General features: G+C 38.9%; 32 protein-coding genes and 1 pseudogene. 29 read left to right on the top strand and 4 right to left on the bottom strand.

The genetic code is table 11. The annotated features are described in order from the left end of the window. The first annotated feature begins 11 nt into the window (after positions 1-11). Genes cybH through hypE form a run of 9 tightly spaced genes read left to right on the top strand, consistent with a single transcriptional unit; the run spans position 12 to position 7320 of the window. Positions 12-806, top strand: a complete 795-nt coding sequence (gene cybH, locus BDR01S_RS03235) for a Ni/Fe-hydrogenase, b-type cytochrome subunit (protein ID WP_066256894.1) — start codon at positions 12-14, stop codon at positions 804-806. After that, positions 799-1284: a HyaD/HybD family hydrogenase maturation endopeptidase gene (locus tag BDR01S_RS03230; RefSeq protein WP_066256893.1), complete on the top strand. Its 486-nt coding sequence runs from the start codon at positions 799-801 to the stop codon at positions 1282-1284. Before cybH ends, BDR01S_RS03230 begins: the two co-directional genes overlap by 8 nt. Beyond that, positions 1281-1724, top strand: coding sequence for a hypothetical protein (locus tag BDR01S_RS03225; RefSeq protein ID WP_066256892.1), 444 nt, complete (start codon positions 1281-1283; stop codon positions 1722-1724). Before BDR01S_RS03230 ends, BDR01S_RS03225 begins: the two co-directional genes overlap by 4 nt. 1 nt (position 1725) lies before the next feature. After that, a complete protein-coding gene (locus BDR01S_RS03220) occupies positions 1726-2076 on the top strand; it encodes a hydrogenase maturation nickel metallochaperone HypA (protein WP_369691096.1) in 351 nt (116 codons plus the stop codon). Next, positions 2073-2732 (top strand): hydrogenase nickel incorporation protein HypB, encoded by a 660-nt coding sequence (gene hypB, locus BDR01S_RS03215; RefSeq protein ID WP_066256886.1) that lies wholly within the window; start codon positions 2073-2075, stop codon positions 2730-2732. The genes BDR01S_RS03220 and hypB overlap by 4 nt, the downstream gene beginning before the upstream one ends. Beyond that, positions 2717-5026, top strand: coding sequence for a carbamoyltransferase HypF (gene hypF / locus BDR01S_RS03210; RefSeq protein WP_066256884.1), 2310 nt, complete (start codon positions 2717-2719; stop codon positions 5024-5026). Before hypB ends, hypF begins: the two co-directional genes overlap by 16 nt. Further along, positions 4999-5232 carry a HypC/HybG/HupF family hydrogenase formation chaperone gene (locus tag BDR01S_RS03205; RefSeq protein ID WP_066256883.1) on the top strand — a complete coding sequence of 78 codons (234 nt, stop codon included), beginning with the start codon at positions 4999-5001 and terminating at the stop codon, positions 5230-5232. The genes hypF and BDR01S_RS03205 overlap by 28 nt, the downstream gene beginning before the upstream one ends. After that, positions 5207-6319: a hydrogenase formation protein HypD gene (gene hypD / locus BDR01S_RS03200; protein ID WP_066256881.1), complete on the top strand. Its 1113-nt coding sequence runs from the start codon at positions 5207-5209 to the stop codon at positions 6317-6319. Before BDR01S_RS03205 ends, hypD begins: the two co-directional genes overlap by 26 nt. Next, positions 6319-7320 (top strand): hydrogenase expression/formation protein HypE, encoded by a 1002-nt coding sequence (gene hypE, locus BDR01S_RS03195; protein WP_066256878.1) that lies wholly within the window; start codon positions 6319-6321, stop codon positions 7318-7320. Before hypD ends, hypE begins: the two co-directional genes overlap by 1 nt. A gap of 39 nt (positions 7321-7359) precedes the next feature. On the opposite strand, the gene BDR01S_RS03190 is transcribed toward hypE, so the two are convergent. Continuing rightward, complete coding sequence (locus tag BDR01S_RS03190; RefSeq protein ID WP_066256875.1) at positions 7360-7707, bottom strand: helix-turn-helix domain-containing protein; 348 nt, start codon at positions 7705-7707, stop codon at positions 7360-7362. Positions 7708-7954: 247 nt separating this feature from the next. Here BDR01S_RS03190 and tapA point away from each other — a divergent pair, with 247 nt between their 5' ends. From tapA to BDR01S_RS03115, 16 genes and pseudogenes are all read left to right on the top strand, one after another. Further along, positions 7955-8968, top strand: a complete 1014-nt coding sequence (gene tapA / locus BDR01S_RS03185) for an amyloid fiber anchoring/assembly protein TapA (protein WP_066256872.1) — start codon at positions 7955-7957, stop codon at positions 8966-8968. Positions 8969-8996: 28 nt separating this feature from the next. Beyond that, positions 8997-9572, top strand: a complete 576-nt coding sequence (sipW, locus tag BDR01S_RS03180; protein ID WP_066256869.1) for a signal peptidase I SipW — start codon at positions 8997-8999, stop codon at positions 9570-9572. Positions 9573-9662: 90 nt separating this feature from the next. Then, positions 9663-10511, top strand: a complete 849-nt coding sequence (locus BDR01S_RS03175; RefSeq protein WP_066256866.1) for a TasA family protein — start codon at positions 9663-9665, stop codon at positions 10509-10511. A 79-nt stretch (positions 10512-10590) separates the two neighbouring features. Then, the gene (locus BDR01S_RS03170) at positions 10591-11190 is read left to right on the top strand and encodes an LPXTG cell wall anchor domain-containing protein (RefSeq protein WP_066256862.1); all 600 of its coding nucleotides are present in this window, start codon (positions 10591-10593) and stop codon (positions 11188-11190) included. A gap of 748 nt (positions 11191-11938) precedes the next feature. After that, positions 11939-12079, top strand: a complete 141-nt coding sequence (locus BDR01S_RS25225) for a hypothetical protein (protein WP_157406099.1) — start codon at positions 11939-11941, stop codon at positions 12077-12079. 209 nt (positions 12080-12288) lie between these two features. Continuing rightward, on the top strand, positions 12289-13128 hold the full coding sequence (gene ltrA / locus BDR01S_RS03165; RefSeq protein ID WP_066362996.1) for a group II intron reverse transcriptase/maturase: 840 nt from the start codon (positions 12289-12291) through the stop codon (positions 13126-13128). Between the two features lie 27 nt (positions 13129-13155). Beyond that, a pseudogene (locus tag BDR01S_RS26175) lies at positions 13156-13539 on the top strand (group II intron maturase-specific domain-containing protein); the annotation flags it as partial. A 202-nt stretch (positions 13540-13741) separates the two neighbouring features. Continuing rightward, positions 13742-13993 (top strand): DUF2535 family protein, encoded by a 252-nt coding sequence (locus BDR01S_RS03155; protein ID WP_066256854.1) that lies wholly within the window; start codon positions 13742-13744, stop codon positions 13991-13993. A 119-nt stretch (positions 13994-14112) separates the two neighbouring features. Next, a complete protein-coding gene (locus BDR01S_RS25220; RefSeq protein ID WP_218007862.1) occupies positions 14113-14298 on the top strand; it encodes a hypothetical protein in 186 nt (61 codons plus the stop codon). 259 nt (positions 14299-14557) lie between these two features. Next, positions 14558-15400: a DegV family protein gene (locus BDR01S_RS03145; RefSeq protein ID WP_066256850.1), complete on the top strand. Its 843-nt coding sequence runs from the start codon at positions 14558-14560 to the stop codon at positions 15398-15400. A 133-nt stretch (positions 15401-15533) separates the two neighbouring features. Next, the gene (locus BDR01S_RS03140; protein ID WP_082797288.1) at positions 15534-17057 is read left to right on the top strand and encodes a spore germination protein; all 1524 of its coding nucleotides are present in this window, start codon (positions 15534-15536) and stop codon (positions 17055-17057) included. A gap of 11 nt (positions 17058-17068) precedes the next feature. After that, entirely contained in the window at positions 17069-18190 is a 1122-nt protein-coding gene (locus BDR01S_RS03135; protein ID WP_066256848.1) for a GerAB/ArcD/ProY family transporter, read from the top strand. Next, positions 18174-19340, top strand: a complete 1167-nt coding sequence (locus tag BDR01S_RS03130; RefSeq protein WP_066256845.1) for a Ger(x)C family spore germination protein — start codon at positions 18174-18176, stop codon at positions 19338-19340. Before BDR01S_RS03135 ends, BDR01S_RS03130 begins: the two co-directional genes overlap by 17 nt. An 86-nt stretch (positions 19341-19426) precedes the next feature. Next, the gene (locus tag BDR01S_RS03125) at positions 19427-20005 is read left to right on the top strand and encodes an SCO family protein (RefSeq protein ID WP_066256843.1); all 579 of its coding nucleotides are present in this window, start codon (positions 19427-19429) and stop codon (positions 20003-20005) included. Between the two features lie 108 nt (positions 20006-20113). Beyond that, positions 20114-20938, top strand: a complete 825-nt coding sequence (locus BDR01S_RS03120; RefSeq protein ID WP_066256841.1) for an SGNH/GDSL hydrolase family protein — start codon at positions 20114-20116, stop codon at positions 20936-20938. Then, positions 20939-21517 (top strand): YpmS family protein, encoded by a 579-nt coding sequence (locus tag BDR01S_RS03115; protein WP_066256838.1) that lies wholly within the window; start codon positions 20939-20941, stop codon positions 21515-21517. 26 nt (positions 21518-21543) lie between these two features. On the opposite strand, the gene BDR01S_RS03110 is transcribed toward BDR01S_RS03115, so the two are convergent. Further along, positions 21544-22296, bottom strand: coding sequence for a DUF4397 domain-containing protein (locus BDR01S_RS03110; RefSeq protein WP_066256834.1), 753 nt, complete (start codon positions 22294-22296; stop codon positions 21544-21546). Positions 22297-22452: 156 nt separating this feature from the next. On the opposite strand from BDR01S_RS03110, the gene msrA reads away from it, so the two are divergent. Together msrA and msrB are read left to right on the top strand one after the other, a co-directional pair. Then, positions 22453-22992: a peptide-methionine (S)-S-oxide reductase MsrA gene (gene msrA, locus BDR01S_RS03105; protein ID WP_082797287.1), complete on the top strand. Its 540-nt coding sequence runs from the start codon at positions 22453-22455 to the stop codon at positions 22990-22992. Beyond that, positions 22985-23425, top strand: a complete 441-nt coding sequence (gene msrB, locus BDR01S_RS03100; RefSeq protein WP_066256831.1) for a peptide-methionine (R)-S-oxide reductase MsrB — start codon at positions 22985-22987, stop codon at positions 23423-23425. The genes msrA and msrB overlap by 8 nt, the downstream gene beginning before the upstream one ends. 20 nt (positions 23426-23445) lie before the next feature. On the opposite strand, the gene BDR01S_RS03095 is transcribed toward msrB, so the two are convergent. Further along, entirely contained in the window at positions 23446-24036 is a 591-nt protein-coding gene (locus BDR01S_RS03095) for a DUF502 domain-containing protein (RefSeq protein WP_066260213.1), read from the bottom strand. A gap of 205 nt (positions 24037-24241) precedes the next feature. Here BDR01S_RS03095 and BDR01S_RS26715 point away from each other — a divergent pair, with 205 nt between their 5' ends. Continuing rightward, on the top strand, positions 24242-24316 hold the full coding sequence (locus BDR01S_RS26715) for a YjcZ family sporulation protein (RefSeq protein WP_157406101.1): 75 nt from the start codon (positions 24242-24244) through the stop codon (positions 24314-24316). Further along, positions 24307-24450 (top strand): hypothetical protein, encoded by a 144-nt coding sequence (locus tag BDR01S_RS25210; protein WP_157406098.1) that lies wholly within the window; start codon positions 24307-24309, stop codon positions 24448-24450. Before BDR01S_RS26715 ends, BDR01S_RS25210 begins: the two co-directional genes overlap by 10 nt. Before the next feature lie 68 nt (positions 24451-24518). Here the strand turns inward: BDR01S_RS25210 and BDR01S_RS03085 are convergent, their stop codons facing one another. After that, positions 24519-25880, bottom strand: a complete 1362-nt coding sequence (locus BDR01S_RS03085; protein WP_066256826.1) for a TrkH family potassium uptake protein — start codon at positions 25878-25880, stop codon at positions 24519-24521. Positions 25881-25980 lie beyond the last annotated feature (100 nt).

Raw genomic sequence — 25980 nt, 5'->3', positions numbered from 1 at the left:
GAGGGAGACAGATGGCTGCGCCAAATTTACCGACTCAACCACCGGGTCCATTCCCCGATCGTCCGGGGATTAACAGCGAGAATTCCTTTCACACCGAAAGGCCCATTCATTATAAACCAGTTAAAAATGAAGTAAGAGTTTACGTTTGGGAGTTGCCAGTAAGGATATTCCACTGGTTGAACATGTTCGCTATCATCCTGTTAATGGGGACCGGTGTGTATATTGGGAAACCATTTTCGGCTGCAATAATTCCTGATGAAGCCTATTATTCTAATCTAATGGGTTGGATGAGGTACATTCACTTTTTTGCAGCATTTCTATTTACAATTAATCTAATCTTTCGTTTGTATTGGGTTTTTAAAGGAAACAAATTTGCGACCTCAAACCCATTAAGATGGCTTTTCTGGAAAGAAGTCTTTGAAACCGTCAAATTTTATTTATTTTTGAAAAATAAAAAACCTCATTATGTGGGCCATAACCCGTTGGCACAGTTAAGTTATTGGATTTTTATCGGACTGGGCTCATGGATTGTTATGCTGACTGGTTTCTATATGTACTTTGAGCCACAGCAAGAATCCTTCTGGGCAAAATTGTTTGTCTGGGTGCCATACCTATTCGGGGGAGACAGCTTTACACTTCGCTCCTGGCACCATTTAGCAGCATGGGGTTTCATGTTATTCACACTTATTCATGTTTACATGGCTTTTCGTGATGATTATCTTGAACGGAATGGTTCCATTTCTTCCATGTTTTCAGGTTATAAAACAACAACGAGAAAATCTGTAGGAGAAAAAAACAATGAATAGACAAATAGACCAAAAGATTACCATTTTAGGAATTGGCAACACCCTCTTTTCAGATGAGGGTGTTGGCATTCACCTTTTGCCATTGTTGGAAGAGGCATTAAAAAACTATGATAATATCGAAATTATTGAAGGTTTGACTGATGGCATGAAATTATTGGGTCCTGTAGAGGATGCGGATAACTTAATTATCATTGATGCCATCAATGCCGGGAAAGAACCGGGTACAATCATCACGTTAGTAGGCGACGAAATACCGGCCTATTTTGGGATTAAAATGTCGATTCATCAGCTTGGATTTCAAGAGGTTTTACTTGCTGCAAAGTTAAGAGAACGTTATCCAAAACAAATTGTAATGTTCGGGATGCAGCCTACTTCCCTGCAAATGGGGATTGAGTTAACCGAGACAAACCAGAACAAACTTGGGGAGCTTGCCGAAACAGTTATCAATCAAGTAATACGTTGGAGAGATGCATCATGAGACGGGGCGATTTTCTAAGGGAAATGGCTGGCAGTTTATTGCAAACGGTTAAGTCTGTCTATGAACCTTTTTTAAGTGAGGATTTGGAGAAGGTCGAAGTGGCAGCAGACCGTGCCCTTGGCATCACTTGGTTTCCTTTAGTGAAAGAGAATGACGGAGCATCCGAACTAGAAATGAAATTTATCGGTGGAAAGCCGGTTATAGTAACACGAAATGGTACGAACATGCAGGCAATGGACGGAGTGTGTCCTGTATGTTCGAATATTATTATTGTTACAACACTATACTCAACGGGGAAATGTTTGAATTGTCAAAAAGAATACAATTTTAAAACCCATACAGGTGATCTACAGCTTGAATCTTACCCGATAAAGATCAAAGATGACACATGTTTAATCGGTTTTCAGAAACAGAGGAAACAGGGTGAAAAGCATGCATGAAATGGCGTTAATGGGAGATATCCTCCAGTTGGTCCATGAAGACGCAGCCGAAAAAGGATTGTGCAAGATTGAAAAAGTAGAATTAATCGTCGGGGAAATTGCCAATGCCATGCCGGATGCGCTTCGCATGGCGTTCGATATTTTTCGTGAGCAAAATTCGCATCTGTTTACAAAACAAGCGCAATTAGTCATTCATTTGGAAGTAGCAGAAGCAGAATGTATTTTATGTGGTGAAAAATACAGACCAGAACAAAAAATCGCCTTATGTCCAAACTGTAACGTCCCATCTGGGAAAGTCCTAACAGGAGAAACATTTCAGGTTTTGTCATACGAAGGGAGTCTTGAAAAATGAAGGTAACATTAAGAACAGACGTATTAACCAATAACAACAAGGCCGCTGATTTTAATCGGGAGCTCTTTGAAAGTACGAAAACTTTGGTCGTTAATATAATGAGTTCTCCTGGTGCAGGCAAGACGACTTTGCTGGAAGAAACAGTAAGGGCATTAGCAAAAAAATATCGTATTGCTGTTATCGAGGGCGATTTGGCGACGGAAAGAGATGCAGACAGGATTCGGGCAATGGGTGCAAGAGCCGTTCAAATAAATACCCATGGCGGCTGCCATCTTGATGCCAGAATGATTGCTGCTACCCTAGGAGAATTGGATCTAGATGAAATCGATTTATTGTTTATTGAAAATGTCGGCAATCTTGTCTGTCCCTCTGGCTATGACCTAGGACAGCATCATAAAGTGGCCGTTCTCAGTGTTCCAGAAGGAAATGATAAAATCCCTAAATATCCGCAAATGTTCATGCGGACGGAACTCGTCTTGTTGAATAAAATCGATTTACTTCCATACCTTGATTTTAGTGTCGAAGAAGCGCGAAAAGACTTATCGGAAATCAATCCGGAATCTACATTATTCCCCCTTTCCGCTCGAACACAGGAAGGGCTGCATGAATGGTTCTCCTGGATTGAAGGGGCCTATGTACGATGCGTACGGCAGTAAAGGTTGCTGTTCAGGGCAGGGTGCAAGGCGTTGGCTTCCGGCCGTTTGTCTTTCAACTAGCTGATAAATATCATCTCAACGGTACCGTTCAGAACAATATGGATGGAGTCAAAATTCATCTTGAAGGAGAGTCTGCGGCTATTCAGTTATTTCTAGCAGACTTGAAAAACAAGGCACCGAGATTGTCAAAGATCAATGAATTAGTTGTTAATGGGACCGAACCGGAGAACGCAGAAGACTTTATGATTATTGCAAGTGAGCGGAGCGGGACATCCATGCTTGTAATCCCAATTGATTCGGCGGTTTGTGAAGATTGCTTAAATGAAATGAATGATCCCGAGGATTTTCGCTATCAATACCCGTTTATCAATTGTACTCAGTGTGGTCCGCGCTACACGATTATAGAGGAATTACCATACGACCGGCCCTACACATCAATGAAGGAATTTCCGATGTGCGAGGATTGCCGGAGGGAATATGAGGATCCAACGAACAGGCGCCACCACGCCCAGCCGATTGCCTGCCCAAAATGTGGACCAAAGCTGCGGTTGTTAGGGAATCATGGAGAAGAGATAGATTCTGAGAATCCGCTAATCGAAGCAATCAAACTATTAAAAGAAGGAAACATTATCGCAATTAAGGGGCTAGGTGGCTACCACTTGTGCTGCGATGCTCGAAATGAGCGGGCTGTAGTCGAATTGCGGAGACGAAAAAAACGGCCGATGCGGCCGCTTGCCGTCATGGCTGCTTCGATTTCAGCGATGGTGCAGCTTGCGGAAGTAGATAATGCAGAATCTGAGCTGTTGCGGAGTCCTGAAGCACCGATAGTAGTGCTGAAGAAGAGTTGCAAGTATGAGTTGGCACCAAGTGTGGCACCTGATATGGGGACAATTGGTGCCATGCTTCCCTATACACCGCATCATCATTTACTATTGGCTGACCCGGAGTTATCATGCCTTGTGATTACCAGTGCTAATCCTTCCGGTTTGCCAATTGTATTCAAAGACGATGAGGCTACTCGCTACCTAGAGGGCATTGCTGATTATTTTTTGATGCATAACCGCGAGATCCTTCATCCGGTTGATGATTCGGTAGTTCAACTAAATGATGGGGAAGTTGATTTCTTCAGAAGGTCAAGGGGCTATGTCCCCGACCCGTTTACGACAACTAGTGATGTAACAGGTATAGTTGCCTTTGGTGGTCAGCAAAAAACAACGTTTACGATTGGACGAAATGAGCAAATTTTTGTCGGTCCCCATATTGGTGATTTGGAGAATATCGAAACGATTGACCATTATCAGCATGAATTAATGCATCTGTTGACATGGATTGACATTCCCAAAGAGACAGCTGTGATTGATACCCATCCAGACTATCAAGTTCAGAAGTTAGTCAAAGAATATAATTTTCCTGAGGTAATCGAAGTTCAGCATCATCATGCCCATATGGCCGCATGCATCGCTGAACATCAGCTTTCTGGTCAGACCTATGGCATCATTTTAGATGGAACGGGGTATGGACTTGACGGCAAAATCTGGGGATTTGAAATCTTCTATGGAGATGCCGCTGGGTTTGAACGCATGGCCCATTTACACTATACTCCTCTTCCTGGAAGTGAAAAATGTATTCGCGAGCCGTGGCGAAATGCAGCTGCCATGCTGATCGCCCTTCATGGGGACGAAGGGTTAGACCTTGCAATAGCGATTTTTACAGATAAATCTTTAGAGATTAATATTTTAAAAATGATGATTGAGAGAAATTTGAATACGGTTTATGCCGGGACTTGCGGCAGATTGTTTGATGCTGTTAGTGCAATCTGCGGTATAACAAAAGTGTCTAGCTATGACGGAGAAGCGGCGATTCAATTAGCCGAACTCGCAAACGAACAGTTAATTTATCAGCCATATCCATTTAATTTAGAGGATACCAATGGTTTTACAATTGATTTTTCCAAGATGATAAAAGAAATAAGCATGGATGTTCTTGCCGGTAAGGATATCCCCACAATCAGTGGGCGTTTCCATGAAACCATTGTACAGGCAATTGTTGCCGTAATGGTGAGATTAGAAAAGAAAAAACCTAAGGCAAACAAGAACGTTGTTTTATCAGGTGGCAGTTTTCATAACCGCTATTTAAGAAAGAGAATCAGAGCAGAATTATTGCAAAGGGATTTTAATGTCTATGTACCGGAAAATGTTCCTTGTAATGATGGGGGATTATCATACGGGCAATTAGTGGTTGCCGCAGCAAAAAGGAGTGCTAACAAATGTGTGTTGGAGTACCTGCAAAAGTAGTCAAAAAGATGGAATACAGTGCGGTCGTCGATGTGATGGGTTCACAAACGACGGTGGGAATTATCTTTGTTCCTGAGGTCGAGTTTGGTGATTACGTGATTGTCCATGCCGGTCAGGCAATGAGTATTGTCGATGAAACCTATGCGAAACAGAGCGTCGAAGAATGGAGGAAGCTGGTCAATGCTCGAAATTCTGAAACTGTCTAATAACCCCGAAATTTGTAAACCCCTAGTGGAGGCCGTTATCGAAAAAGCAAAAGAATTTCAGGAGAAATTTGGCCGGAAGCCAGCCCTCATGGAGGTGTGTGGCTCACACACGATGGCGCTGGCTCGAACTGGCGTGAAGCAATGCTTAAAGGACGATGTCAACTTGATTTCAGGGCCGGGCTGCCCTGTCTGCGTGACAGACCAACGTTCGATCGACGCCATGATTGCTCTTGCTGAGGAAGAAAACCGGATTATCTGTACGTTTGGCGATATGATGAAGGTCCCGGGATCGAACAAAACTTTACTGGATTCAAAGATTGCCGGGAAGGATATCCGTGTCTTGTACGCACCGGTTGACGCAGTAAAGGTTGCCGAGGAGAATCCTGATAAGGAAGTAATCTTTCTTGGGATTGGTTTTGAAACAACTATTCCAATCTTGACACTGATGGTTGGGGAAGCGGAAAAACGCGGAATTAATAACTTTTCGATATGGATGACGACAAAACTGGTGGAACCTGTACTTCGTTATTTATTAGATGCAGGGGAAGTGAATTTGGACGGCTTCTTGCTTCCTGGTCATGTGTCGATTGTTTTAGGCGAGGATTCTTATCAGTATTTAGTCGATGAATATCATATTTCTGGTGTGATTACAGGCTTTGAAACAGCTGAATTACTAATGGGCATATACAAGTCAATTGAGTTAGCACTAACAGGCCATGCTGCAATTGTTAATAACCATCCAGCGATTGTCAGTAAAACGGGGAATCAAGTGATTCACCAATGGATGGAAAAATATTTAACCAAATGTGATGAGGCTTGGCGCGGCATTGGTGTGATTCCACAGAGTGGATTAGACCTCAAACCAGAATTCAATCGATATAATGCGAAAAAACGGTTTACCGTGGAAGTCGGGGAGCCAAGAAAAACGAAGTGCCGCTGTGGTGAGGTCATCCGTGGCTTGATTTCTCCAGATGAATGTCCGCTGTTTGGTAAAGCCTGTCACCCAATGAACCCAGTGGGACCTTGTATGGTATCGGCGGAAGGCAGCTGTGCAGCCTATTATCAATACATGAGGGAGAGTTTCTAATGGAGAAATATATCAGCTTGGCACACGGTGATGGCGGGGAACTAAGCCATCGCTTAATCAAGGATGTGTTTATAGAATCATTTGGGGACGGGGATTCCGCCTTGTTTGATGCGGCCTCCGTCGATATCCCTGTTGGTCGGATTGCTGTTACTACGGATTCCTTTGTAATTAAACCGATTTTTTTTCCAGGTGGATCGATTGGTAAATTAGCCGTCGCAGGCACCATCAATGATCTCGCAGTAAGTGGGGCGAAACCTGTCTATTTAACCTGTGGTTTTGTGATTGAAGAAGGTTTCCCAATCTCTGATTTGAAAAAGATTGTGCACGATATGGCGAACGAAGCAAAGAAAACCGGTGTTTCCATCATTGCCGGTGACACAAAAGTAGTCGAACGCGGCAGTGCCGATGGAGTCTACATTAACACGACAGGAATTGGCATCTATGAACTGAATAAAGGCTGCAGCCTTGAGTTTGAAGAAGGGGACGCTATTCTGGTGTCAGGTACCATTGGGGATCATGGGGTTGCGGTTCTTGGAGCCAGGGGTGAGTTAGGCATCACGGTTCCGATTAACAGTGATTGTGCTTCACTGAATCGAATGCTTGCTGAAGTTTTGGATTATACAAATGGTGTTCGGATTATGCGTGACCCGACCAGAGGCGGGTTGGCAACGACACTTGTTGAAATCGCTGAAGACTTTCGAGTTACAATGAAAATTAACGAACTCGACCTGCCTGTTAAGGAAGAGGTACATGGTGTTTGTGATCTATTAGGATTTGACCCTCTGTATTTAGCTAACGAGGGTAAAGCAATCATTATCGTTGCCCAGCAGGAAAAGGAAAAGGTGTTAGATATATTGCGTGAATACCCTGAAGGCAAGGACGCTGTGGTAATCGGTTCAATTGTTGGAAAAGAAAAAGGCCAGTTGCTATTAGAAACACCACTTGGTTCGAAACGGTTATTAACTAGATTATCAGGAACGATGTTTCCTAGAATATGTTAAAAAATAAGCCCTCATTCGTTAAAGAATGGGGGCTAAGCTTTAGCTTTTATTCTGTTCTTTCATCCAAGACTGGAATTTTACGTAATTTTGATACTCTTGAAAATCTTCTTTCTTCAAACCAGCCTCAATCGCCTGCCTAATCAAAATTTTCCATTCCTCATCCAGTTCGCTTTCTTCGTGTTTCTCTTGTTTAGATTCTTCTAGCAGGTATTTAATGCTAGTATCCAAAGGTGCAGCGACTTTAACTAAAAACTGAAGCGATGGATTCGTCTGTAAGCCACGTTCCAGCTGACTTAAATAGGATTTTGATACATCAGCCAACCTCCCCAATTCCGCAATTGAATACCCCTTTTGTTGTCTCAACTGTTTAATTCTTTGACCGATCATATCACCTTCATCTCCTAATATAGAACAAACAAATCCACTACAAAGTATATTATAAATAACAAATCATTTCTTATAAAATACGAAATAATGAGAAAACAAGAGGAACCTTGAGGAAAATTAATTAAAACGTTCTTTATTAAGAAAATATGCCTATTTTTGAGGTTTTCCAAGCTTATTATTTTGGCATATACTCGATATATAAGTTCGTAATAAAGAACAAAGTTGTTTTTTAAGGAAGTTGATGAACATGAAAAACAAGGTCACCAACTTCGTTCTTACTCTACATAGAAAGTTAAATTCATTTTATAGAACGAATGAGGGAGGGAGAACCATAAGAAATACTCGCAAAAGCAAATTTAGGAAAAAAGGGAAAAGGCTGATAATTGCAGCGCAGCTTGTTGCAATTTGGTATCTCCTGATCCTAACAAGTACGTATCTGACATCTGATACGGGTGCAGCATTTAATGATATAGAAGTTATTAAGAATTCCCTACATACCAAATGGGATACTCAACCTGAGACACCTGATAATGATGAGTGGGATAAAAGTTCACTAAGTTTTGCCGGCAGTAAAGCCTGGGATGAGGGTTGTAAAATTTATACAACTATTAAAAATGCAGGTGATAGGGCAAATACAACATCTACATGGAGGTTTTATTTATATAAAGTAACAAGTGGGAATGAGAAACCAACAAGTAATCATGAAGCAACTGGTGCTGTACAAAAACTTTATAGTGGAGCAACTGGACAAATAACTGCAACTGTATCGGAAAATGGCAAATATAGATTTTCTGTACGAAGACCTCAAGGTCATCCTGGGAATAATCAACCTGATAAAAATGGATATAACTACATTTGGAGCGACAACATAATAACTGTTTCAAACTGTAAAAAATTAGAAGATTCAGGAAGCACAACACCTCCTTCTAATGATGGTGTTGATGATATTGAATTTCCTTCTGATACTAATCAGCCATTAAGCGAAGTTACTAATTTGAAATGGGAAAATGCTGAGGAAGGAAAAACTGGAATTTTTATTATTACATGGGTCAATCCAACTGTATCAAACTTTAAGTCTGTAAATGTTTATGAAGATGGAGACGATAAGCCTAAATTTAAAAATATTACTGATGGAAAAATCGAGGTAAAAGTAAAAGGTGAAAACAAGGAAGTTAATTATTGGATCAAGACAATGGATAAGGAAAACAATGAATCGATTGGTATGAAAATTACAGTCTCAAAAACGGGTATAAAAAATTAATTAATAATAGTTTTAAGTAATAGGAGTGATGAAAATGAAAACAAAGAAAGTTTGGAAGGTTACCAGCAATTTAATTACAGTGATTCTATTCTTACTACTAATCTTTATGACTTTTGTAGTAGTTTCATCAAAAGCTTCAGGTGGTGAACCATCATTCTTAGGCTACCAATTAAAAACAGTGTTATCCGGTTCAATGGAGCCTACATTTAAAACAGGTTCAATTATTGCTGTAAAGCCAATTAGTGACACAACAAATTTAAAAGAAAAAGACATTGTTACTTTTATGGAGCAGGATCAAAAAATAGTAACTCATAGAATAATAAAAGTAATTAAACAGGGCGATCAAGTGTTGTATCAAACAAAAGGTGATAACAATGAGGACGCTGATGTTAATCCTATAATGTCACAAAATGTAGTTGCAAAATATACTGGGTTCACTATTCCGCTTCTGGGATATTTAATAGATTTTGCAAAATCCAGTAAAGGGATGGCAGCTTTACTAATTACACCTGGAGTACTCTTACTGTTTTACTCAGTAATTACAATCTTAAAAGCGTTAAAAGAACTAGATAAACCTAAAAAAGAAAGTGAAAAAACTGCTTAAATTTTGGTTGCATTCCTTATGGAGACGTAGGGATTCAATATAAAAATTACATACCTCAAAAAATGAGGGAGAAAACAGGAGGAAGAAAAAATGACAATTAAAAGAAAATTAGGTATGGGTGTAGCTTCTGCAGCACTAGGTTTATCATTAATTGGTGGAGGAACATGGGCAGCATTTAACGACACAGCAACAATCAATAACCATTTTGCTTCAGGTACATTAAACTTAGAAGTAGGTAAAACTGATAATTCGAAACCAATTAACTTTGATTTAAGTAACATGAAACCTGGTGATAGTGTACAAAGAATTTTTAAATTGAATAATGCAGGTTCAATTGCAATTAAAGAAGTTTTATTAAACACTACTGCTAATAATTTTGTTGATGGAACATTAACTTCTACACAGGCAGAATATCTTTCTCAATTTGTAGTTGATTTTATGCAAGTTGATTCAGAAAACCCTGCTCCAACTTTTGAACCACGTGCAAAAGTAACGTTAAACCCTGCAAATCCTATTACTTTGGCGGACCTTGTTGATGGATCTTATGTTGCTAAAGTTAAGCCTGAATATCTAGGAGCAGGAAATAAAATTAACTTGGCTCCATTAACTGTAGCTGCTGGCCGTGAAGGGTACAGAGGGATTCCAGTAGTTCCAACAGATTCAGATAATGTATTTATCCAAATTACATTTAAAAATGATCCAACTAAAGACAATAACAATGAATATGTTCAAAATAAATACCAAGGTGACAAAATTGACTTCTTCTTTAACTTAGAAGCAACTCAATGGGATGGTGTACATGTAGATACACCTAACGCTAACGGTGCAGTAAACAATGAAGTCCAAGGATCTGCCGATGGTACAACGATGCCTACTCCAATAACTAAAGGTACTGGAACTGTAAATAATGCAGTAACCGAGGTTACTCCTGGTAAATAATATTCTTGAAAATTATAGAAAAGGTGGTCTAACCACCTTTTCTATAATGTTTATTTATTTATAGTTAGAGAGGTATTTTATGAGGAAAATAATACTCCTACTTTTAATAACTTTCTTGGTCCTTAATCCATTACGGACATATGGAGAGACCAATACTAATGAGGAAATTGATTTATCAACATCCCCAGGTAAAGTGCTCTTTGATTTATCAAATATTAAACCAGGAGATTCTGTTTCTCGTAATTTAATTATTAAAAATAATGGAAATCAAGACTTTAACTATCTTGCATCCAGTAAGTTCCTTTCTGGGTCAGAAATTTTCTATGACAAACTAGATTTAACTATTAAAGACAAAAACGAAGTTATATATATCGGGAAATTATTTGAATTTAACAAACTGTCGCCTAGGTTATTGAAAAGTAAGGAAAATGACAGTTTACTATTTTATATTAAAGTTCCAATGGAACTTGGAAATGAGTTTCAAGGGCTAAGCACAGATTTCCAAATCAAATTGTATGTAGAGGGCACTTTAGGTGGTACAATCCCCGTTGATGGCCCGAAACTTCCAGAAACAGGAACAAATATGTTTAATATACTAGTAGCAGGAGTGGTTTTTGTTTTAACTGGTTCAACACTTCAATTCTTCCTTAAAAGAAGAAAGATAGAAAAGGAATCCTAATATGACCTTGATTAGGTGAATTCCAAAATCAAGGTCCAATTTGAATTTATGATACATACCAGCTTTTTGAAGATAGAATAGTAAAAATCCTCGAATTAATGATTGGAGTTGTTCCCAATGTACAAAAAACTCTGCCCAAACTGCAACAAGCCATCCTTTAGCAGCATCGACTCCGGAATATGGATCTGTCCAACTTGCAACAACAACCTCACCAAAGCCAAGTTACAAACTGCTGAAACACGTCGCCACAAGAAACCTCAATTATTCCTAATCCACAACCGTTACTCGCAGCATAACAAGCAATCATGGCCCCAAGTAAGTCCATATATTTTTAAATCATACGACTAGGAAAACAGGCCACCCACATGTCCTGTTTTTTGGTGCGCTTGGCAGCGCTTCGCTCTAATGGGTGAAAGTCCCTAACATGCCGTTGTGGCGGAAATGGATAGTTGACAGGTAGTGCGAGTATCGTGAGATTTCGTGCGGAGGACCTGAAGGCAAAACTCGGAACAGGTGGCTGAAACTAGGTTGGCTGGTAAGATGGGATAACCTTGCCAAAAATGGGGATGTCCAATACCACTCTGTATCTTATTAGTTATGAGGACTGGCTTCGAGTGAAAGGCGATGACGTGACCCAAGGAGATCTCATCTTCTCCACCGTAGGTGGTAAATCTTTTCAAAGCCGCGATGGACAAGAAATTGACTATGGAAGGTGAGAAGTCAGAGCAGGGGATAGTAGTGAATAAACTTGTCGGAAATGCCGCAAAGACAAGTGACTTATCATGAAATTGGTAAGGCAGACATTGACCCAAAAGGCAGTGAACTGATGCGAAGCCCGTCTGTCCATGGAAGAAAAGCAAAACGAACTTATTTACTCGTCATGTACTAAACAGAAGTCGATGAGGCAGATAGCCAAAGAATCGAGACCGAAAGAAAGTAGGTTGTTTAGGGCGTAGTACTAATGCTAATCAGTTATTGAATCAACTATACAGCTGACAATGTGTTAGGAAAGGAAACGAATACTTGCATGGATCAATAGGAAAACGAAGCTTACGTGTAGTGGGGAATTCTAAAAAGAAACGCAAGTGGTACAGCCTAATGGATAAATTATGGGATTATCAAAACTTGGAACAAGCTTTCTATGACGTAAAGAAAAATCGTGGGGCACATGGTGTGGATAAAGTATCGATTAAAGATTATGAAATAGAATTGGAACATAACTTAAGAGTGCTCCAAGAATCTATGCGTATGAAAACATATCGTGCAAAACCAGTCAGAAGAGTTTTTATTCCAAAAGCTGATGGTTCGAAACGCCCATTAGGAATTCCAACAGTAGTAGACCGAATCGTCCAAGCCGCAACTAAAAGAATACTTGAACCTATCTTTGAACAGAAATTCTTGGATTGTAGTTTTGGATTTCGTCCGAACCGAAGTGCACATATGGCGATAGATAAAATCCGGAAGGATTTAGGGGAAGGATATACCTTTGTAATAGACGCCGATATAAAAACGTACTTTGATACTATCCCCCATGACAAACTCCTTGAATTAATCAAAGAGGAAGTTGTGGATGGAAGTGTTCTAGCACTAATTGTACAGTTCCTAAGGTCTGGAATCCTTGAAAATGGTGTATTCTATCAGAATGAAAAGGGGAGTCCACAGGGCGGCGTAATTAGTCCACTGTTAGCGAACATCTATCTACATCCACTTGACGAAATGATGACAGAAAGAGGTCATCGTATTACAAGGTTTGCGGATGATTTTGTTATTTGCTGCAAATCTCGAAAAGGTGCGGAAAGAGTACTAAGAACGGTAGAAAAGCTTTTAGAAGAAGGGTTAGGCTTGAAAATACACCCTGATAAAACTAAGATAGTGGACAATTATGAAGAACCGTTTATCTTTTTAGGATACATTTTCAAAAAAGGATATTTCCACTAGCCATCAGATAAGGCAGTAAAGAAATTCAAGGAAAGGATCAAAATGGTAACGAAAAGAAACCAAACAGTGGGTTTGGAGGAATTCATTAAACACCGATTGAACCCCATTATCAGAGGATGGGGAAGATACTTTGGCATTGGATTTTCAAAGAAACTGTTTCAACAATTGGATTCATGGATTCGAAGAAGGCTTAGGATGATTCAATTAAGAAGCTGGAGAAAAATAAGAAAGCTCCACAAGGAGCTTCGAAAAAGGAATTGGGAGGGTGAACTTCCTCATTTTTCAATGACTAGATGGAGAAATTCGATGACCCAACATGTACATTATGCGATTCCTAATGAAAGGTTTCGTGAAATCAAACTTGTTTTTCTTTTAGACATTTACAATGAGCTACATCCCCAGCGGGGATAAACGTGGAGGAGCCGTATGCGATGACCCGCACGTACGGATCTGTGAGAGGCGCATGAATTTTTCATGCGCCTACTCTATTCTATTTAAGAAATATTGACAATTACATAATTCATAAATATTTTTATCTAGGCATAATTAGACAATTTTCGATGTCAAAAAGGTGTATAATATACACAAACGGGTGAAAAAGAGGATTGATATTTTGTTATTCAAAAGCCTAGAGTTCAAAAATGTTGTTGGACAGAAGCTTAAAGTTATAGATATTCCTGTATTGGTGGAAGATAGCACTTATAAATTTATAATCCAAGTCCGTTTACAGACGTTTGTAACGTCACTCTACATGGAAAAAAGCTTGAAAAAAAGCTATTCCTTTAAAGATTATTTGAAAAAGGTCATGAAGTGGCCTGATTATGAACAATTGTTTAAGATTGGAGAATTAAAGAATAACGCATAATGCCATTCGAGCACCGCTGGGGAATACCTCAGCGGTGCTCTTTTATTTTATATATGTTAAAGTTACTTGTTGAATTTGGCACTAGGTTGATTGGAGCGGAAGGTGCGAGATCCTCGAAAATGCTATCGCATTTCCTTCGTGCAGTGTTGATTCTACGATGCTTATTCAATGTCCTGCGGGAGTACGGGGCAGGGGAGACCCCGCAGGCGCTTCAGCGCCGACGAGGCTCCCCGGCACCGCCCGCGGAAAGCGAAGCACCTGGAGCGGAAATCAACGAGCCTATTTTAGAAGATAAGAATGTATAAATTTCGACTTTGAAAATTGTCCAGCTCCAGCGCCCTAGCGGCTAGTGTCCTTCGCTCTCCGCCCTACGATAAGTCAACATCGAATCTCCTTCGGCTCTTCGTGTTTCCTTTATCTCAGTTGGAGCGCTCCAGGCCATACGCCGCTGAACAGGGCGCTTGCGCTTTTCTTAGAAAAAACATGAAAAGTGATGGATGTTATTCCCTTCAATAGTAGTTAACTGTATAATACAAAGCAGTACTGGTAGGGAAGTGATTTGTTATGAGCAAAATTAAAATTGTAACCGATTCAACAATGGACATGCCATTAGAAATGGCAGAACAACTTGGTATAATAGTTGTTCCATTGTCCGTAACGATAAATGGAGAAACCTATTTAGATAGAGTAGAACTACAGCCTGCAGAATTTATAGAAACAATGAAAAACTTAGGAGAATTGCCGAAAAGCTCCCAACCTTCTACAGGGACCTTTCTTGAAGTTTATGACAGGCTTGGGGAAGAAGGCTATGAGGTTTTATCCATCCATATGACAGGCAAAATGAGCGGGACGGTCCGGTCTGCTGAGAGTGCTGCCCAAATGACGAATACGAAAGTGACTGTTATTGACTCGATGTTTATCTCGTTGGCACTCCAGTTCCAGGTTAGGGAAGCAGCTAAAATGGCGAAACAGGGTAAAAGTATGGAGGAAATCCTCTCCCGCCTTGAAAAGGTAAGAGAACATACTAAGCTCTTTATTATGATAGATACGCTAGAGAACATGGTGAAGGGTGGACGGATTGGTAAGGGAAAGGCCTTTATTGGCTCGTTATTAAATATCAAACCGATTGCGTCACTTGAAGGGGCAGAATACAATCCCGTCGCTAAGGTCCGCAGTCATTCACAGGTGGTTAAATTTTTGGCCAAGCAATTTGCAGAGGATGTTAAAGGGAAAACCATCTTAGGAGCTGGCATTGTTCATGCGGAAGCATACGAACTATCCGCTAAACTAAAAGCGGCAATTACTGACTTAACCGGATATAAAGATATTTCGATTGATTACACGGGGCCGACGATTAGCACACATACAGGGCCAGGTACAATCGCCTTAATGTATTATTTTGAATAAAAAATTTTCTATTAAAGGGTGTCAGGCACCATGTGAAAAATTCACATGGCATCTGGCGCCCTTTTGTTATCGCTTGGTTAAAATTAGTTTTATTGGTAATGATAAAAAAAATTAAACAATTAAGGTGTTGCCAATGTTTAAGCGGAAGACAGGTAATAAACAGTCAGAGGATAAGGATAAGAAGCCGCATAGTTTAAATGTGGACGATCTTAAATCAGAATTACAGGCAGTGATAGGCGATTGTTCAGACCTGAATTTTCGGACCTTAAAAAAGAACGGGAAGAAAATCGTTTTTTGCTTTTTAAGCAGTCTGATTGATAAAACAAGCTTTGATGAATTTTTATTGTTACCGGTTCAGCAAAATACACAAGAAGAATGGACTACGGAGAGTCTTGCGCAAATTTTACCAATTGCAGAAATTTCGGCAGCCAATCAATTAAAAGAAGTTGTTGCTTCCTTAATAGAAGGAAAAGCATACATTTATGTCGATGGTGAACCGTTCGGGATACTTGCTAATGTCGGTACAACCGTTGAAAGATCGCTTGAAAAGGCTGAAACCGAGTCGCTCGTGTATGGTCCAAAGATCTCTTTTACAGAATCTCTAATAGGCAATCTAAATATTATCAGGAGTAATTTGAAGGATCCACAATTATGTATGGAAGATATTACCGTCGGGAAAAGGGTAAAAACACCTGGAAAACTTGTCTACGTTAAGGATATTGCGGATGAAGACAATGTGAATACCTTTCGGCAAAGAATCTCGGAGTTAGATTACGATTATATACCGGATACAACGGTGCTTGGCCAATTGATAGAGGATAATAGTTGGACGATTTTCCCACAAATTATGTCAACAGAACTACCGGACCGAGTCACCCTTTCATTAATGAGGGGGAGAGTTGCCGTATTGATGGACCGTTCTCCGTCTGCAATTTATGGTCCAACACCATTTCTTAGTTTTTTTGAATCAACCGAAGATGTCTATATGCGTTGGAATATGGGTTTTTTCTTAAGGATGCTGCGAATTATTTCAATTTTTCTATCGGTATTATTGACTCCTGCCTATGTGGCTGTATTGACTTATCATTATGAAATCATCCCTTCAGCATTGCTTATTTCGCTGGGACAATCCAGGGCAAATGTGCCTTTCCCTCCAGTCCTTGAAGCCCTTCTCTTAGAATTTGTCATCGAGCTTTTAAGAGAAGCTGGAGCAAGACTGCCAACAAAAGTAGGTCAAACAATGGGTATTGTTGGTGGTATTGTTATCGGTCAGGCCGCTGTGCAGGCGGGTTTTACAAGTAATATCTTAATTATCATTATCGCACTAAGTGCCCTCGGCTCCTTTACTTCACCCAGTTATATAATGGGTACCGCTATTCGTATGATTCGTTTTCCAATTATCGTTTTAGCAGGTTTATGGGGGGGAATAGGTATTATGTATTCATTTTGTTTTATTCTCATTCATCTATTGAAATTAACCACAATAGGGAGACCCTACCTTATGCCTGTCTATCCCTTCAGGTGGAAGGACTTAGGATACAGTCTTCTCAAATTTCCGGCTCAATTTTTATCTTATAGGCCATTAACGAACCGTCCGGTTGACAACGAACGTTTTCCAAAACAAAAAGGTCGTGAAAAAAAGGATGTAGATGAATAGGAGCGGTCAGGATGAAAGTGAATTTGTATCCAAAGGAAGGATTATTGGTTAATGCATTCCTGGTCCTGTTTTTTATTAATGCTACGCAAACTGGCGTAGGAATTGTTGGATTGCCGAGGATCGTATACATGGCGGCAAAACATGATGCTTGGATATCTGTCTTTCTCGGTGGAGGCTTATCAGCTGTTGTTTTAGCGATGATGGTTTTAATGCTGAAAAAATATGATAGTGCTGATTTATATGGAATTCAGGTAGATGTTTTAGGAAAATGGCTTGGAAATGCCATGAATATATTTTATATGCTCTATATGACTATAAGTTTTTTTGTTATTCTGATGAACTATATTGAAATTGTCCAAGTATGGATTTTTCCAGATTTACCAACATGGCAAATTGCTATTCCACTAATTCTTTTAACAATCTATGCCGTTAATGGCGGAATTCGTATCATTGTCGGAGTTGCTTTTTTCTCTGTTATAGGGACTATCTGGTTGATCTTTGTCCTAATCGTGCCAATGCAGTATGCAGACCCTAAGAATTTGCTTCCTCTTTTAAATACAGATTTGAAGCATATTGTGAATGGTGTATATAAAACATCCCTTTCGTTAATGGGCTTTGAACTACTTATGTTCTTATATCCATATGTGAAAGAGAAAAAAAAGGTTTTCCTGTACTCGCAATTAGGGAATTTATATACAACCATTCTTTTTACGTTGATTACAATGATTTCCATTACATTCTTTGCTGAAAATGGGTTGGCTCGTACTATTTGGCCAGTTTTTTCAATGTATAAAATCGTTAGGCTACCAAACTTAGAACGTTTTGAATTTATTGGCGTTTCTTTTTGGATGTTAGTGATCATGCCAAACATGTGCTGTTATTTATGGGCTGCATCGAAGGGATTTAAACGGATTATAAATTGGAAACAAAATCATGGGATATGGGTCCTTGGCCTCCTTGTTTTTGTGGGTTCATTCTTTATCAAAGCAAGGTATCAAATGAATGAAGTGACTGATTTTGTTGCGAAACTAGGCTTTTTCTCTGCTTTTTGTTATCCTGTACTCCTTTCAGTGCTCGTTTTGGTTAAGAAATGGTTCCTAAGGAGGAAGAAAGCAAGTGCGGAAGTTTCATAAAAGCAATCTATTTCTTTTGTCCGTTTGTTCAATGACGATGGTTATCAGTGCTGGTTGTGTTCAACAAAAGCCTCTTGAAAAATTAGGACTAATTACAACAACAGGATATGACATGGAAGGGGAAAATCAAATCAAAGGAACAGCAGTCGTTCAAAAATTTGATCCGATGACCAAATCTGCCACAAAAATGATCACTTCTTTCGCAAAAACAAGCAAAGGTTTAAGACAACAATCAAATCTTCAATCAAACCAAAAACTCGTTACAGGACAGCTCCGTTCGGTTGTATATAGTAGAGAGCTTGCTAAAAAGGGAATTATCCAGCTTGTCGACTCATTGAACCGTGATGCCAGCATTGGAAATATGGTCTATTTAACGGTTGCGGATAAAACCGCTTCAGAAATTTTGGAAATAGAAACGAATAATAAAGGGAGACTAAACCTTGGTACATATATGTATAATTTAATTAAACAAAATGTGGAGGGTGAACAAATTATCTCCCCGACCCTGCATGAGTTTAACCATAATTATTATGATATTGGTAAGGACCCAGTTCTTCCTATCCTTAAAGTAAAAAAGAATGATGTTATTATCGCTGGGGTGGGTCTTTTTAAAGGTGATCATTTAGTTGATGAATTAAAGCATGGGGATCTTTTTTATTTGAAAATATTAATTGATAAATATAAAGCTGGTACAAAAGAAATGGGGTATACGACTGATCAATTAAAAAAAATCATGATAAAAAATGAAAATTACACTAAAAAGCCAATATACAGTAAGATATATGTCAGCATTGATAATATTCAGAGTAGGACTAAAATTGAATTAGTCGATAAAAAAAACCTCCGTTTTAGAGTGGATGTAGACTTAGATTCAAGGGTACTAGAAATGACCGAGGCCTTAGATTTAGGTAAAACAGCTTCAGTAAAATTTCTTGAAAAAAAGCTCGACACGTCCATGAAAAAGAGAATTGAAGGTTTACTAATTCGTTTCAAGGAATTAGGAATTGACCCAATCGGTCTTGGTAATGAATACGAAGCCCACTTAAGGGGTAAACCGATCACGCAGGAGGAGTGGGACCGCAAGTATAAGGATGTTACCTTTGATGTCCATGTAAAGAATACGATTGAACGAACGGGTGTTGTTGATTAACAAGCCAAGCCATTTCCTTTCATCTTTTTCAAATCTTTGTTAAACTATTCTCAATATGAAAAAGAAATAAGGTTGCAGGTGATGATATGAAGGCTCGGTTTTTAGTAGTGCTCCTGGTTCTTACAACTCTAATAATGGCGGCATGTGGACAAAAGGAGATAGAAAATGCCGTAGACTGGCCAATTAAGGATTTTACAGCTACAAATCAAGACAATAAGTCCTTTGGATTAAAGGATTTAAAGGGTAAGGTTTGGATTTCGGACTTTATTTTTACAAGTTGTGCGGATGTGTGTCCGCCAATGACATCCAATTTGACTAAATTACAAAAGATGGTCAAGGATGAAGGCTTAAAGAATGTTGAATTTGTCTCCTTCAGTGTCGATCCAACCGTCGATACCCCGGAGGTTTTAACCCGTTATGCTGAGCAATTCGGGGTTGATTTTAAAAATTGGACCTTTTTGACTGGTTATTCCCAGGAGTTTATTGAAAACTTTGCATTGAAAAATTACAAAGCTCTTGTTAAAAAGCCGCAAGAGGGTAATCAAGTGATTCATGGGACCTCTCTATATTTAGTAGACCAAGAAGGACATATTAGAAAGTCCTATGATGGGTACAAGGATGTTCCCTTTGATGAAATAATTCAAGATATGAAAACATTGCAATAGACCTATGTACAGGTCTATTTTTTTTGGAGGAATAGGATATCGTACAGATTGTTTTGAATGATTCAAGCCGTGTTATAATAATAATTTAGAAGGCAGGTGAATTTTATTATGAAAAAGCTTTTCCCCCTTCTAATTCTCTCGGTATTATTCCTATGTTCATGTAATCAAGACGATCAATGGGCGTTACATCCTGAAAAGAAAACAGCAGCACAGGCATTTGCACAGGTTCCCGCTGACTTTATCCCCCGCAAATTAACAGTTTTATCAGCAGGAGATTCACTTACCCAAGGGATAGGTGATAGTACAAACCAAGGCGGTTATTTACCATATTTAGAAACCATGCTTGAAAAAGAAAAAGGTATAAAAGAAGTGGATTTCTATAATTATGGCGTAAAAGGTAATCGGACAACTCAACTGTTAAAACGATTGAAAACACCGGAAATGAAAGCTGTGATACAAAAGTCAGATATAGTTATTCTTACGATAGGTGGAAACGACATTATGAAAGTAGTCAAGGACAATATCGAAAACCTTCAACTTTCCACGTTTACCACTGAAAAAGAATCTTACCAGAATCATTTAACGCAAATTATCGAGGCTATCATTCAGGAAAATCCCCAAGCAAAGGTTGTATTAGTGGGGTTATATAATCCTTTTTCTAAATGGTTTTCAGAAATAAAAGAGTTGGATGAGATTGTTGCGGATTGGAATAAGACAGGTCAAGCGGTAATTGCAAATTACCCCATTGCCTATTTTGTCCCGATAGAAGATCTGTTTTTAAATACCAACGAAAATTTATTATTTACAGATAATTTCCATCCCAATGACAAAGGCTATGAGTTGATTGCAGAAAGATTGAACAAAACCTTGGAAGTACAAGTATTGCCTGATTTGGACAAAACGCCCTACATGGTCAATTCAGAGGAGAATTAGATGATAAATAAATGGAAAATTGGTTTTCTGCTATTGCTTGGCATCAACCTTTTGTTCACAATTGTTATGTTATCACTGGTCATGTTCCCGTCAAATGGTCCGCAAACGAGTAAATTAAATGTGCCAATGGGTGAACATGTTTCCTTCCATGTTAGATCAAATAAGAATGATTTAAATAAACTCATCAATCATTATTTAAAAGAAGAGGCCGCTGACTCACCGATTGATTATCAGATCATTCTGGGGAAAGAGGTTGAGCTTTATGGTACCTTACCTTTCTTCAGTGAGGAATTAAGTATGAAGTTAACTTTCGAGCCGAAGGCAATTGAAAATGGTGATTTGGTTTTAAAACAGAAATCAATGACGATCGGCAGTTTACACCTTCCGATTTCATACGTCCTAAATTTTATTAGTGAAAATTATAAGATTCCTAAGGGAGTCGATATAAGACCCAAAGATAAACTTATCTATGTCAATATGAAGCAATTGAAATTAAAAAGTGATATCAAAATAAAGGCAGACAAATTTGATTTGAAGAAGGATGACATTAGATTTACGATCCTAGTTCCAGTGAAATAGGTGCCTCGTTTTTAGAGGCACCTTTATTAATCTCTAATTTGGATGAATTGGAGTTCTGGTTCATTACTTGTCATGCCCAATAAGACAATGGTATAGCTTTCATTTGGCAAAAATTGAACCCTCGGCATCGCCAGTAAAACGGTCTTCGTGTCAGCCTCTCTTGCTTCCAAATTTACTGTCATCGGTGTTAACCCTAAATATTCAGTTGCCTGTTTGTAAGAAACCTTTGGAAAAACGACATCACGATCTTTGACAGCAATATCAAATGGAGGAGTATCGGGTGATAAATGAATAAATCGCACCTTCGATTCGTTTACTGGTACCCTTGGTTGATTCTCAAATACTAACAGGCGCATTTTCTTAACAGAGTCGATTGCTGCGAGTGTATAGGACTTTCCAGGTTCAACGGTAATCTTCTTATTTAGGACACTGTCCACCATGTTTCCCGTGGGGTAAATGTCTATATGATGTTTTCCTGCTGTTAAAGGCAGAACAGCACTTACATTTTTAAAGGGTAAGTCCTTTATCGTGCGTTTCCCATCAATATAGACATCAATGTTCGGGGAATCCGGGGAGGTGTGAAGGAAACGGACCTTCGCTTCTAATTGTACTGGTTGGGGAGTAGTTCTCATGAAGTACAGCGCTTTATTCATGTATTTTATATGTTTTAAATAATACTGCATGTGTAAGTTTGGAGATGTGTATTTATAAAATTGAGCTAACAATTCATACATCGCCGCTTTTTGAAGATAATCGGAATGAGTTCTTTTCTCGGACATTTTATCAACTCCTATCAAATGGATTACATAATAATTTATTCAAGCTTAAATAGGTAGGTGTCTAACTTCTAATGAAGTAATTTGGAAATTTTATTTTTGCAAGAAGTTTCTGTATACTCATAGTCAGAGTAAATAACTTAAAAAAGGGGTGGGAACGTGGAAAAAACAAATCAGGTTGCAACGTTTGCCGGCGGCTGTTTTTGGTGTATGGTAAAACCATTTGATGAACAGCCCGGCATTAAAAGTGTGATTTCCGGCTACACAGGGGGGACGGTAGAAAACCCGACCTATCAACAAGTATGTACAGATACCACCGGTCATTTTGAAGCAGTGCAAATCACCTATGATCCGGAGACTTTTCCTTATGAAAAACTTTTGGAGTTATTTTGGCAGCAAATTGACCCAACCGACCCAGGGGGACAATTTCATGATCGGGGACAGTCGTACCAAACGGCTATATTTTACCACGATGATACACAAAAAAAGCTTGCTGAACAGTCAAAGCAAGCATTACAGGAAAGCGGTCGTTTTACTAGACCAATTGTGACACCAATATTGCCGGCACAGACCTTCTATCCGGCAGAAGACTATCATCAGCACTACTATAAGAAAAATCGAAGCCATTATGAATCCTATCATGTAGGCTCGGGTCGTGCGGGTTTTATTCAAAGTCATTGGAGGGAGAATAATGAATAATAAGAATGTTGAACAGCTGAAAAAGGATTTAACACCGATACAGTATGAAGTCACACAAAACAGTGGAACAGAACCTCCGTTTCGAAATGAATATTGGAATGAAACAAGAGAGGGGATTTATGTGGATTTAGTCTCTGGGAAGCCGTTGTTTAGCTCATTAGATAAGTTCGACGCCGGCTGCGGCTGGCCGAGCTTTACGAAACCTATTCAAGCGGAAGAAGTGATTGAAAAAGCTGATTTCAGTCATTTTATGACTCGGACAGAGGTAAGAAGTAAATCAGCCGATTCCCATTTAGGTCATGTCTTTCCTGACGGACCGGATCCGACCGGCTTGCGTTATTGTATCAACTCTGCCGCCTTACGGTTTATTCCAAAAGATGAACTCGAAAAGGAAGGCTACGGAGAATTCACCAAATTATTCGAGGCAAAATAAAAAAGCCGCTTTGGGCTTTTTTATTTTGCCTTTTGTTTGGAACTTGAAGTCATCCCTCCGGAGAGGATAAATTTCATCGCTTCCTCAGGTTTAACGTCGATAATTTCTACTTGCTCTTTTGGAATCAAAAAGGTAAATCCGGCTACTTGGAATGTTTGCGGGATATAAACCGCCACATGGTCTTTTAAAGGAGAATAAAAGTCCTCTAATTGTTCCGAAGTAATAAACCCCATACTGCGCATCTCAGTTCCCGGAATCACCACTAATGCCACCTTGGAAAAAGATTTTTTCTCGCCTAGAAAGGATTGAACGGTATCTTTAATAACGGAATAGATTGTTTTGACAACGGGAATCTTATCTAGAAGAATATCAATCAATTTAATGATTTTTCCCGAGATATATTTCGTAGATAACCAGCCTAAAACAGTAATCAAGAGGATGGTAGTTAGTAAGCCAATCCCGGGAATGTAGTCATCCTTTAAATAAGGCCTAAGAGTGTTACCGAGTAACCCATCCAAGAATAGAAAAGTTTTGTAAATCACATAAATTACGAGGATGATCGGGACGATTGTTAAAATGCCGTTAATAAAATTTTTCAAAATAGATTTCATGGTTTCACCTTCAATTTTTATCATTGAACTTCATAATATAGGCGAATGCACATGCGGGTCAAGTACCTACTACATACAGTAACAGTGTTAAGATACAATTTTGTGAGGAGTGAAGTGTATGTATTACGGAGCTGGTGGTTGTGGTTACCCTGCATATCCTGTAGGAGGTTGTGGTTATCCTGCATATCCAGTAGGAGGTTGCGGAATCGGCGGTGGATTTGCGTTAATCGTCGTCCTATTTATCCTATTGATCATTATCGGGGCTAGCTGGTGCTGTTAATTGATGAAATAAAGGCTGACTCCAAACGAGTCAGCCGTTTCTATTTTAATCAACTTTCTGATACACAAGCAAAAGACGAACGATTATATATTATTTTAAATTATTGTTCGTCTTTCTTGGTTGCGTTACCGTAAACAAGAAACGGTACTTGTATAAACCGCAAACTTTTGCGGGTTATTTTTTTTATATCTCCTTTTAATGCCTACCCAATCGTTACTTTTTCCTTCGGATATTTGTATTTTTCCTTGCTGCCTTTGCCCCTTAAAATCAGTAAACAGGTTACAATACCCACTCTCCCAATAAACATCAGGATAATGATGAGAATTTGTCCAAAGGTGGTAAGTCTTGGGGTTAAGCCCAGCGACAATCCATTGGTACCAAAAGCCGAAGAAACTTCGAAAATAACCTCCAGGACTGTGCCATGTTCGGTTATTGATAAAATTAAAATGGAAAATAAACATAAAAATGAGCCGGTCATGATGACAATAAATGATTTCAGTACATCCTCACTTAGCAGTTCACGTCTAAAGATTTTTATCGAGCTTTTTCCCTGTGCATAAAATATGATGGCTAGAATAACGATGGCAAACGTGGTAGTTCGTATCCCTCCACTCGCACTGCTCGGTGAGCCGCCAATGAACATTAATATCGATAGGAACAGTTGATTGCTCGGTGTAAAATCATTGATATCCATAGTTGCTAATCCCGCACTTTTAGTTGTGACGGAATTAAATAAAGAGTAAAAAAAGGATTCATGCCAATTTTTATCAGAAAAAAAGTTTTGGCTGTCAAAAATGTAAATCAATAAAGCACCGATAAGGGTAAGAAGGACAAACGTTATCGTGGTTAACTTCGTATATAGGGTAAAATGAAACTTCTTCCTTTTATTCAGGTTTAATAAGAATTCCAAAACCTCAACCATCACTGGAAATCCAATGGCACCAACAATCATCAACAAAATTATCACAGTTTGGACAAAATAATCCGCACTGTATGGACTGAGTGATGCATCTGTAAGATCGAATCCTGCATTGGTAGTAGCGCTGATAGATGCAAAAAATCCATGTTTAAAAGCAGAAAATGGACCTTCGAAATAGTTTAAAAAGCGAATTCCTAAGATAATTCCGCCCACAAATTCAAACGAAATAAAAATAATGAGAACTCGTTTTGCCAACTGAACCAATCCAGCCAATTTTGATTGATTTTGATCAATCATAATTAATTGTCTTTCTTTTAACCCTACTTTTTTCCCGAGCATAATCCACAAGAATGTACTTAAGGACATAACCCCTAACCCGCCCAATTGCAGAATTAAGCATAAGAGGAATATTCCGAAGTTGCTAAAGGTATCCTTAATTGAAATGACACTTAAACCAGTTACGCTTATCGCGCTGGCCGCGGTAAACATAGCATCGATAAAGCTTAGTGAAACATTCTCGCGGTGGGCCATAGGTATTTTTAATAAAAGCGTAGAAATGACTAAAGCAGATAAATAAAAAATAACAATTAATTGAATCGTTGAAAGCTCTTTTGTTTTTAACTTTATTTTGTTGATTGCGCTCATCGGGTTCATTCCTTCTGTATTCTATATGTAATTTTATATGAATCATCAGGAAATGTAAAAGACTGTATTAACGTAACGGACTTGGTTTCCGCTTTTTCTT

Source organism: Neobacillus drentensis NBRC 102427 (assembly GCF_001591445.1).
In the GTDB taxonomy this organism is placed as follows: Bacteria; Bacillota; Bacilli; order Bacillales; family Cytobacillaceae; genus Neobacillus; species Neobacillus drentensis.
This window is presented reverse-complemented; position numbering and strand designations above follow the sequence as displayed.

Bases quoted from the DNA above. Each gene is read 5' to 3' on its own strand.
- cybH (WP_066256894.1), top strand. From the start codon at position 12: ATGGCTGCGCCAAATTTACCGACTCAACCACCGGGTCCATTCCCCGAT.
- BDR01S_RS03230 (WP_066256893.1), top strand. From the start codon at position 799: ATGAATAGACAAATAGACCAAAAGATTACCATTTTAGGAATTGGCAAC.
- BDR01S_RS03225 (WP_066256892.1), top strand. From the start codon at position 1,281: ATGAGACGGGGCGATTTTCTAAGGGAAATGGCTGGCAGTTTATTGCAA.
- BDR01S_RS03220 (WP_369691096.1), top strand. From the start codon at position 1,726: ATGGCGTTAATGGGAGATATCCTCCAGTTGGTCCATGAAGACGCAGCC.
- hypB (WP_066256886.1), top strand. From the start codon at position 2,073: ATGAAGGTAACATTAAGAACAGACGTATTAACCAATAACAACAAGGCC.
- hypF (WP_066256884.1), top strand. From the start codon at position 2,717: ATGCGTACGGCAGTAAAGGTTGCTGTTCAGGGCAGGGTGCAAGGCGTT.
- BDR01S_RS03205 (WP_066256883.1), top strand. From the start codon at position 4,999: ATGTGTGTTGGAGTACCTGCAAAAGTAGTCAAAAAGATGGAATACAGT.
- hypD (WP_066256881.1), top strand. From the start codon at position 5,207: ATGCTCGAAATTCTGAAACTGTCTAATAACCCCGAAATTTGTAAACCC.
- hypE (WP_066256878.1), top strand. From the start codon at position 6,319: ATGGAGAAATATATCAGCTTGGCACACGGTGATGGCGGGGAACTAAGC.
- BDR01S_RS03190 (WP_066256875.1), bottom strand. From the start codon at position 7,707: ATGATCGGTCAAAGAATTAAACAGTTGAGACAACAAAAGGGGTATTCA.
- tapA (WP_066256872.1), top strand. From the start codon at position 7,955: ATGAAAAACAAGGTCACCAACTTCGTTCTTACTCTACATAGAAAGTTA.
- sipW (WP_066256869.1), top strand. From the start codon at position 8,997: ATGAAAATGAAAACAAAGAAAGTTTGGAAGGTTACCAGCAATTTAATT.
- BDR01S_RS03175 (WP_066256866.1), top strand. From the start codon at position 9,663: ATGACAATTAAAAGAAAATTAGGTATGGGTGTAGCTTCTGCAGCACTA.
- BDR01S_RS03170 (WP_066256862.1), top strand. From the start codon at position 10,591: ATGAGGAAAATAATACTCCTACTTTTAATAACTTTCTTGGTCCTTAAT.
- ltrA (WP_066362996.1), top strand. From the start codon at position 12,289: ATGGATAAATTATGGGATTATCAAAACTTGGAACAAGCTTTCTATGAC.
- BDR01S_RS25220 (WP_218007862.1), top strand. From the start codon at position 14,113: ATGCTATCGCATTTCCTTCGTGCAGTGTTGATTCTACGATGCTTATTC.
- BDR01S_RS03145 (WP_066256850.1), top strand. From the start codon at position 14,558: ATGAGCAAAATTAAAATTGTAACCGATTCAACAATGGACATGCCATTA.
- BDR01S_RS03140 (WP_082797288.1), top strand. From the start codon at position 15,534: ATGTTTAAGCGGAAGACAGGTAATAAACAGTCAGAGGATAAGGATAAG.
- BDR01S_RS03135 (WP_066256848.1), top strand. From the start codon at position 17,069: ATGAAAGTGAATTTGTATCCAAAGGAAGGATTATTGGTTAATGCATTC.
- BDR01S_RS03125 (WP_066256843.1), top strand. From the start codon at position 19,427: ATGAAGGCTCGGTTTTTAGTAGTGCTCCTGGTTCTTACAACTCTAATA.
- BDR01S_RS03120 (WP_066256841.1), top strand. From the start codon at position 20,114: ATGAAAAAGCTTTTCCCCCTTCTAATTCTCTCGGTATTATTCCTATGT.
- BDR01S_RS03115 (WP_066256838.1), top strand. From the start codon at position 20,939: ATGATAAATAAATGGAAAATTGGTTTTCTGCTATTGCTTGGCATCAAC.
- BDR01S_RS03110 (WP_066256834.1), bottom strand. From the start codon at position 22,296: ATGTCCGAGAAAAGAACTCATTCCGATTATCTTCAAAAAGCGGCGATG.
- msrB (WP_066256831.1), top strand. From the start codon at position 22,985: ATGAATAATAAGAATGTTGAACAGCTGAAAAAGGATTTAACACCGATA.
- BDR01S_RS03095 (WP_066260213.1), bottom strand. From the start codon at position 24,036: ATGAAATCTATTTTGAAAAATTTTATTAACGGCATTTTAACAATCGTC.
- BDR01S_RS03085 (WP_066256826.1), bottom strand. From the start codon at position 25,880: ATGAGCGCAATCAACAAAATAAAGTTAAAAACAAAAGAGCTTTCAACG.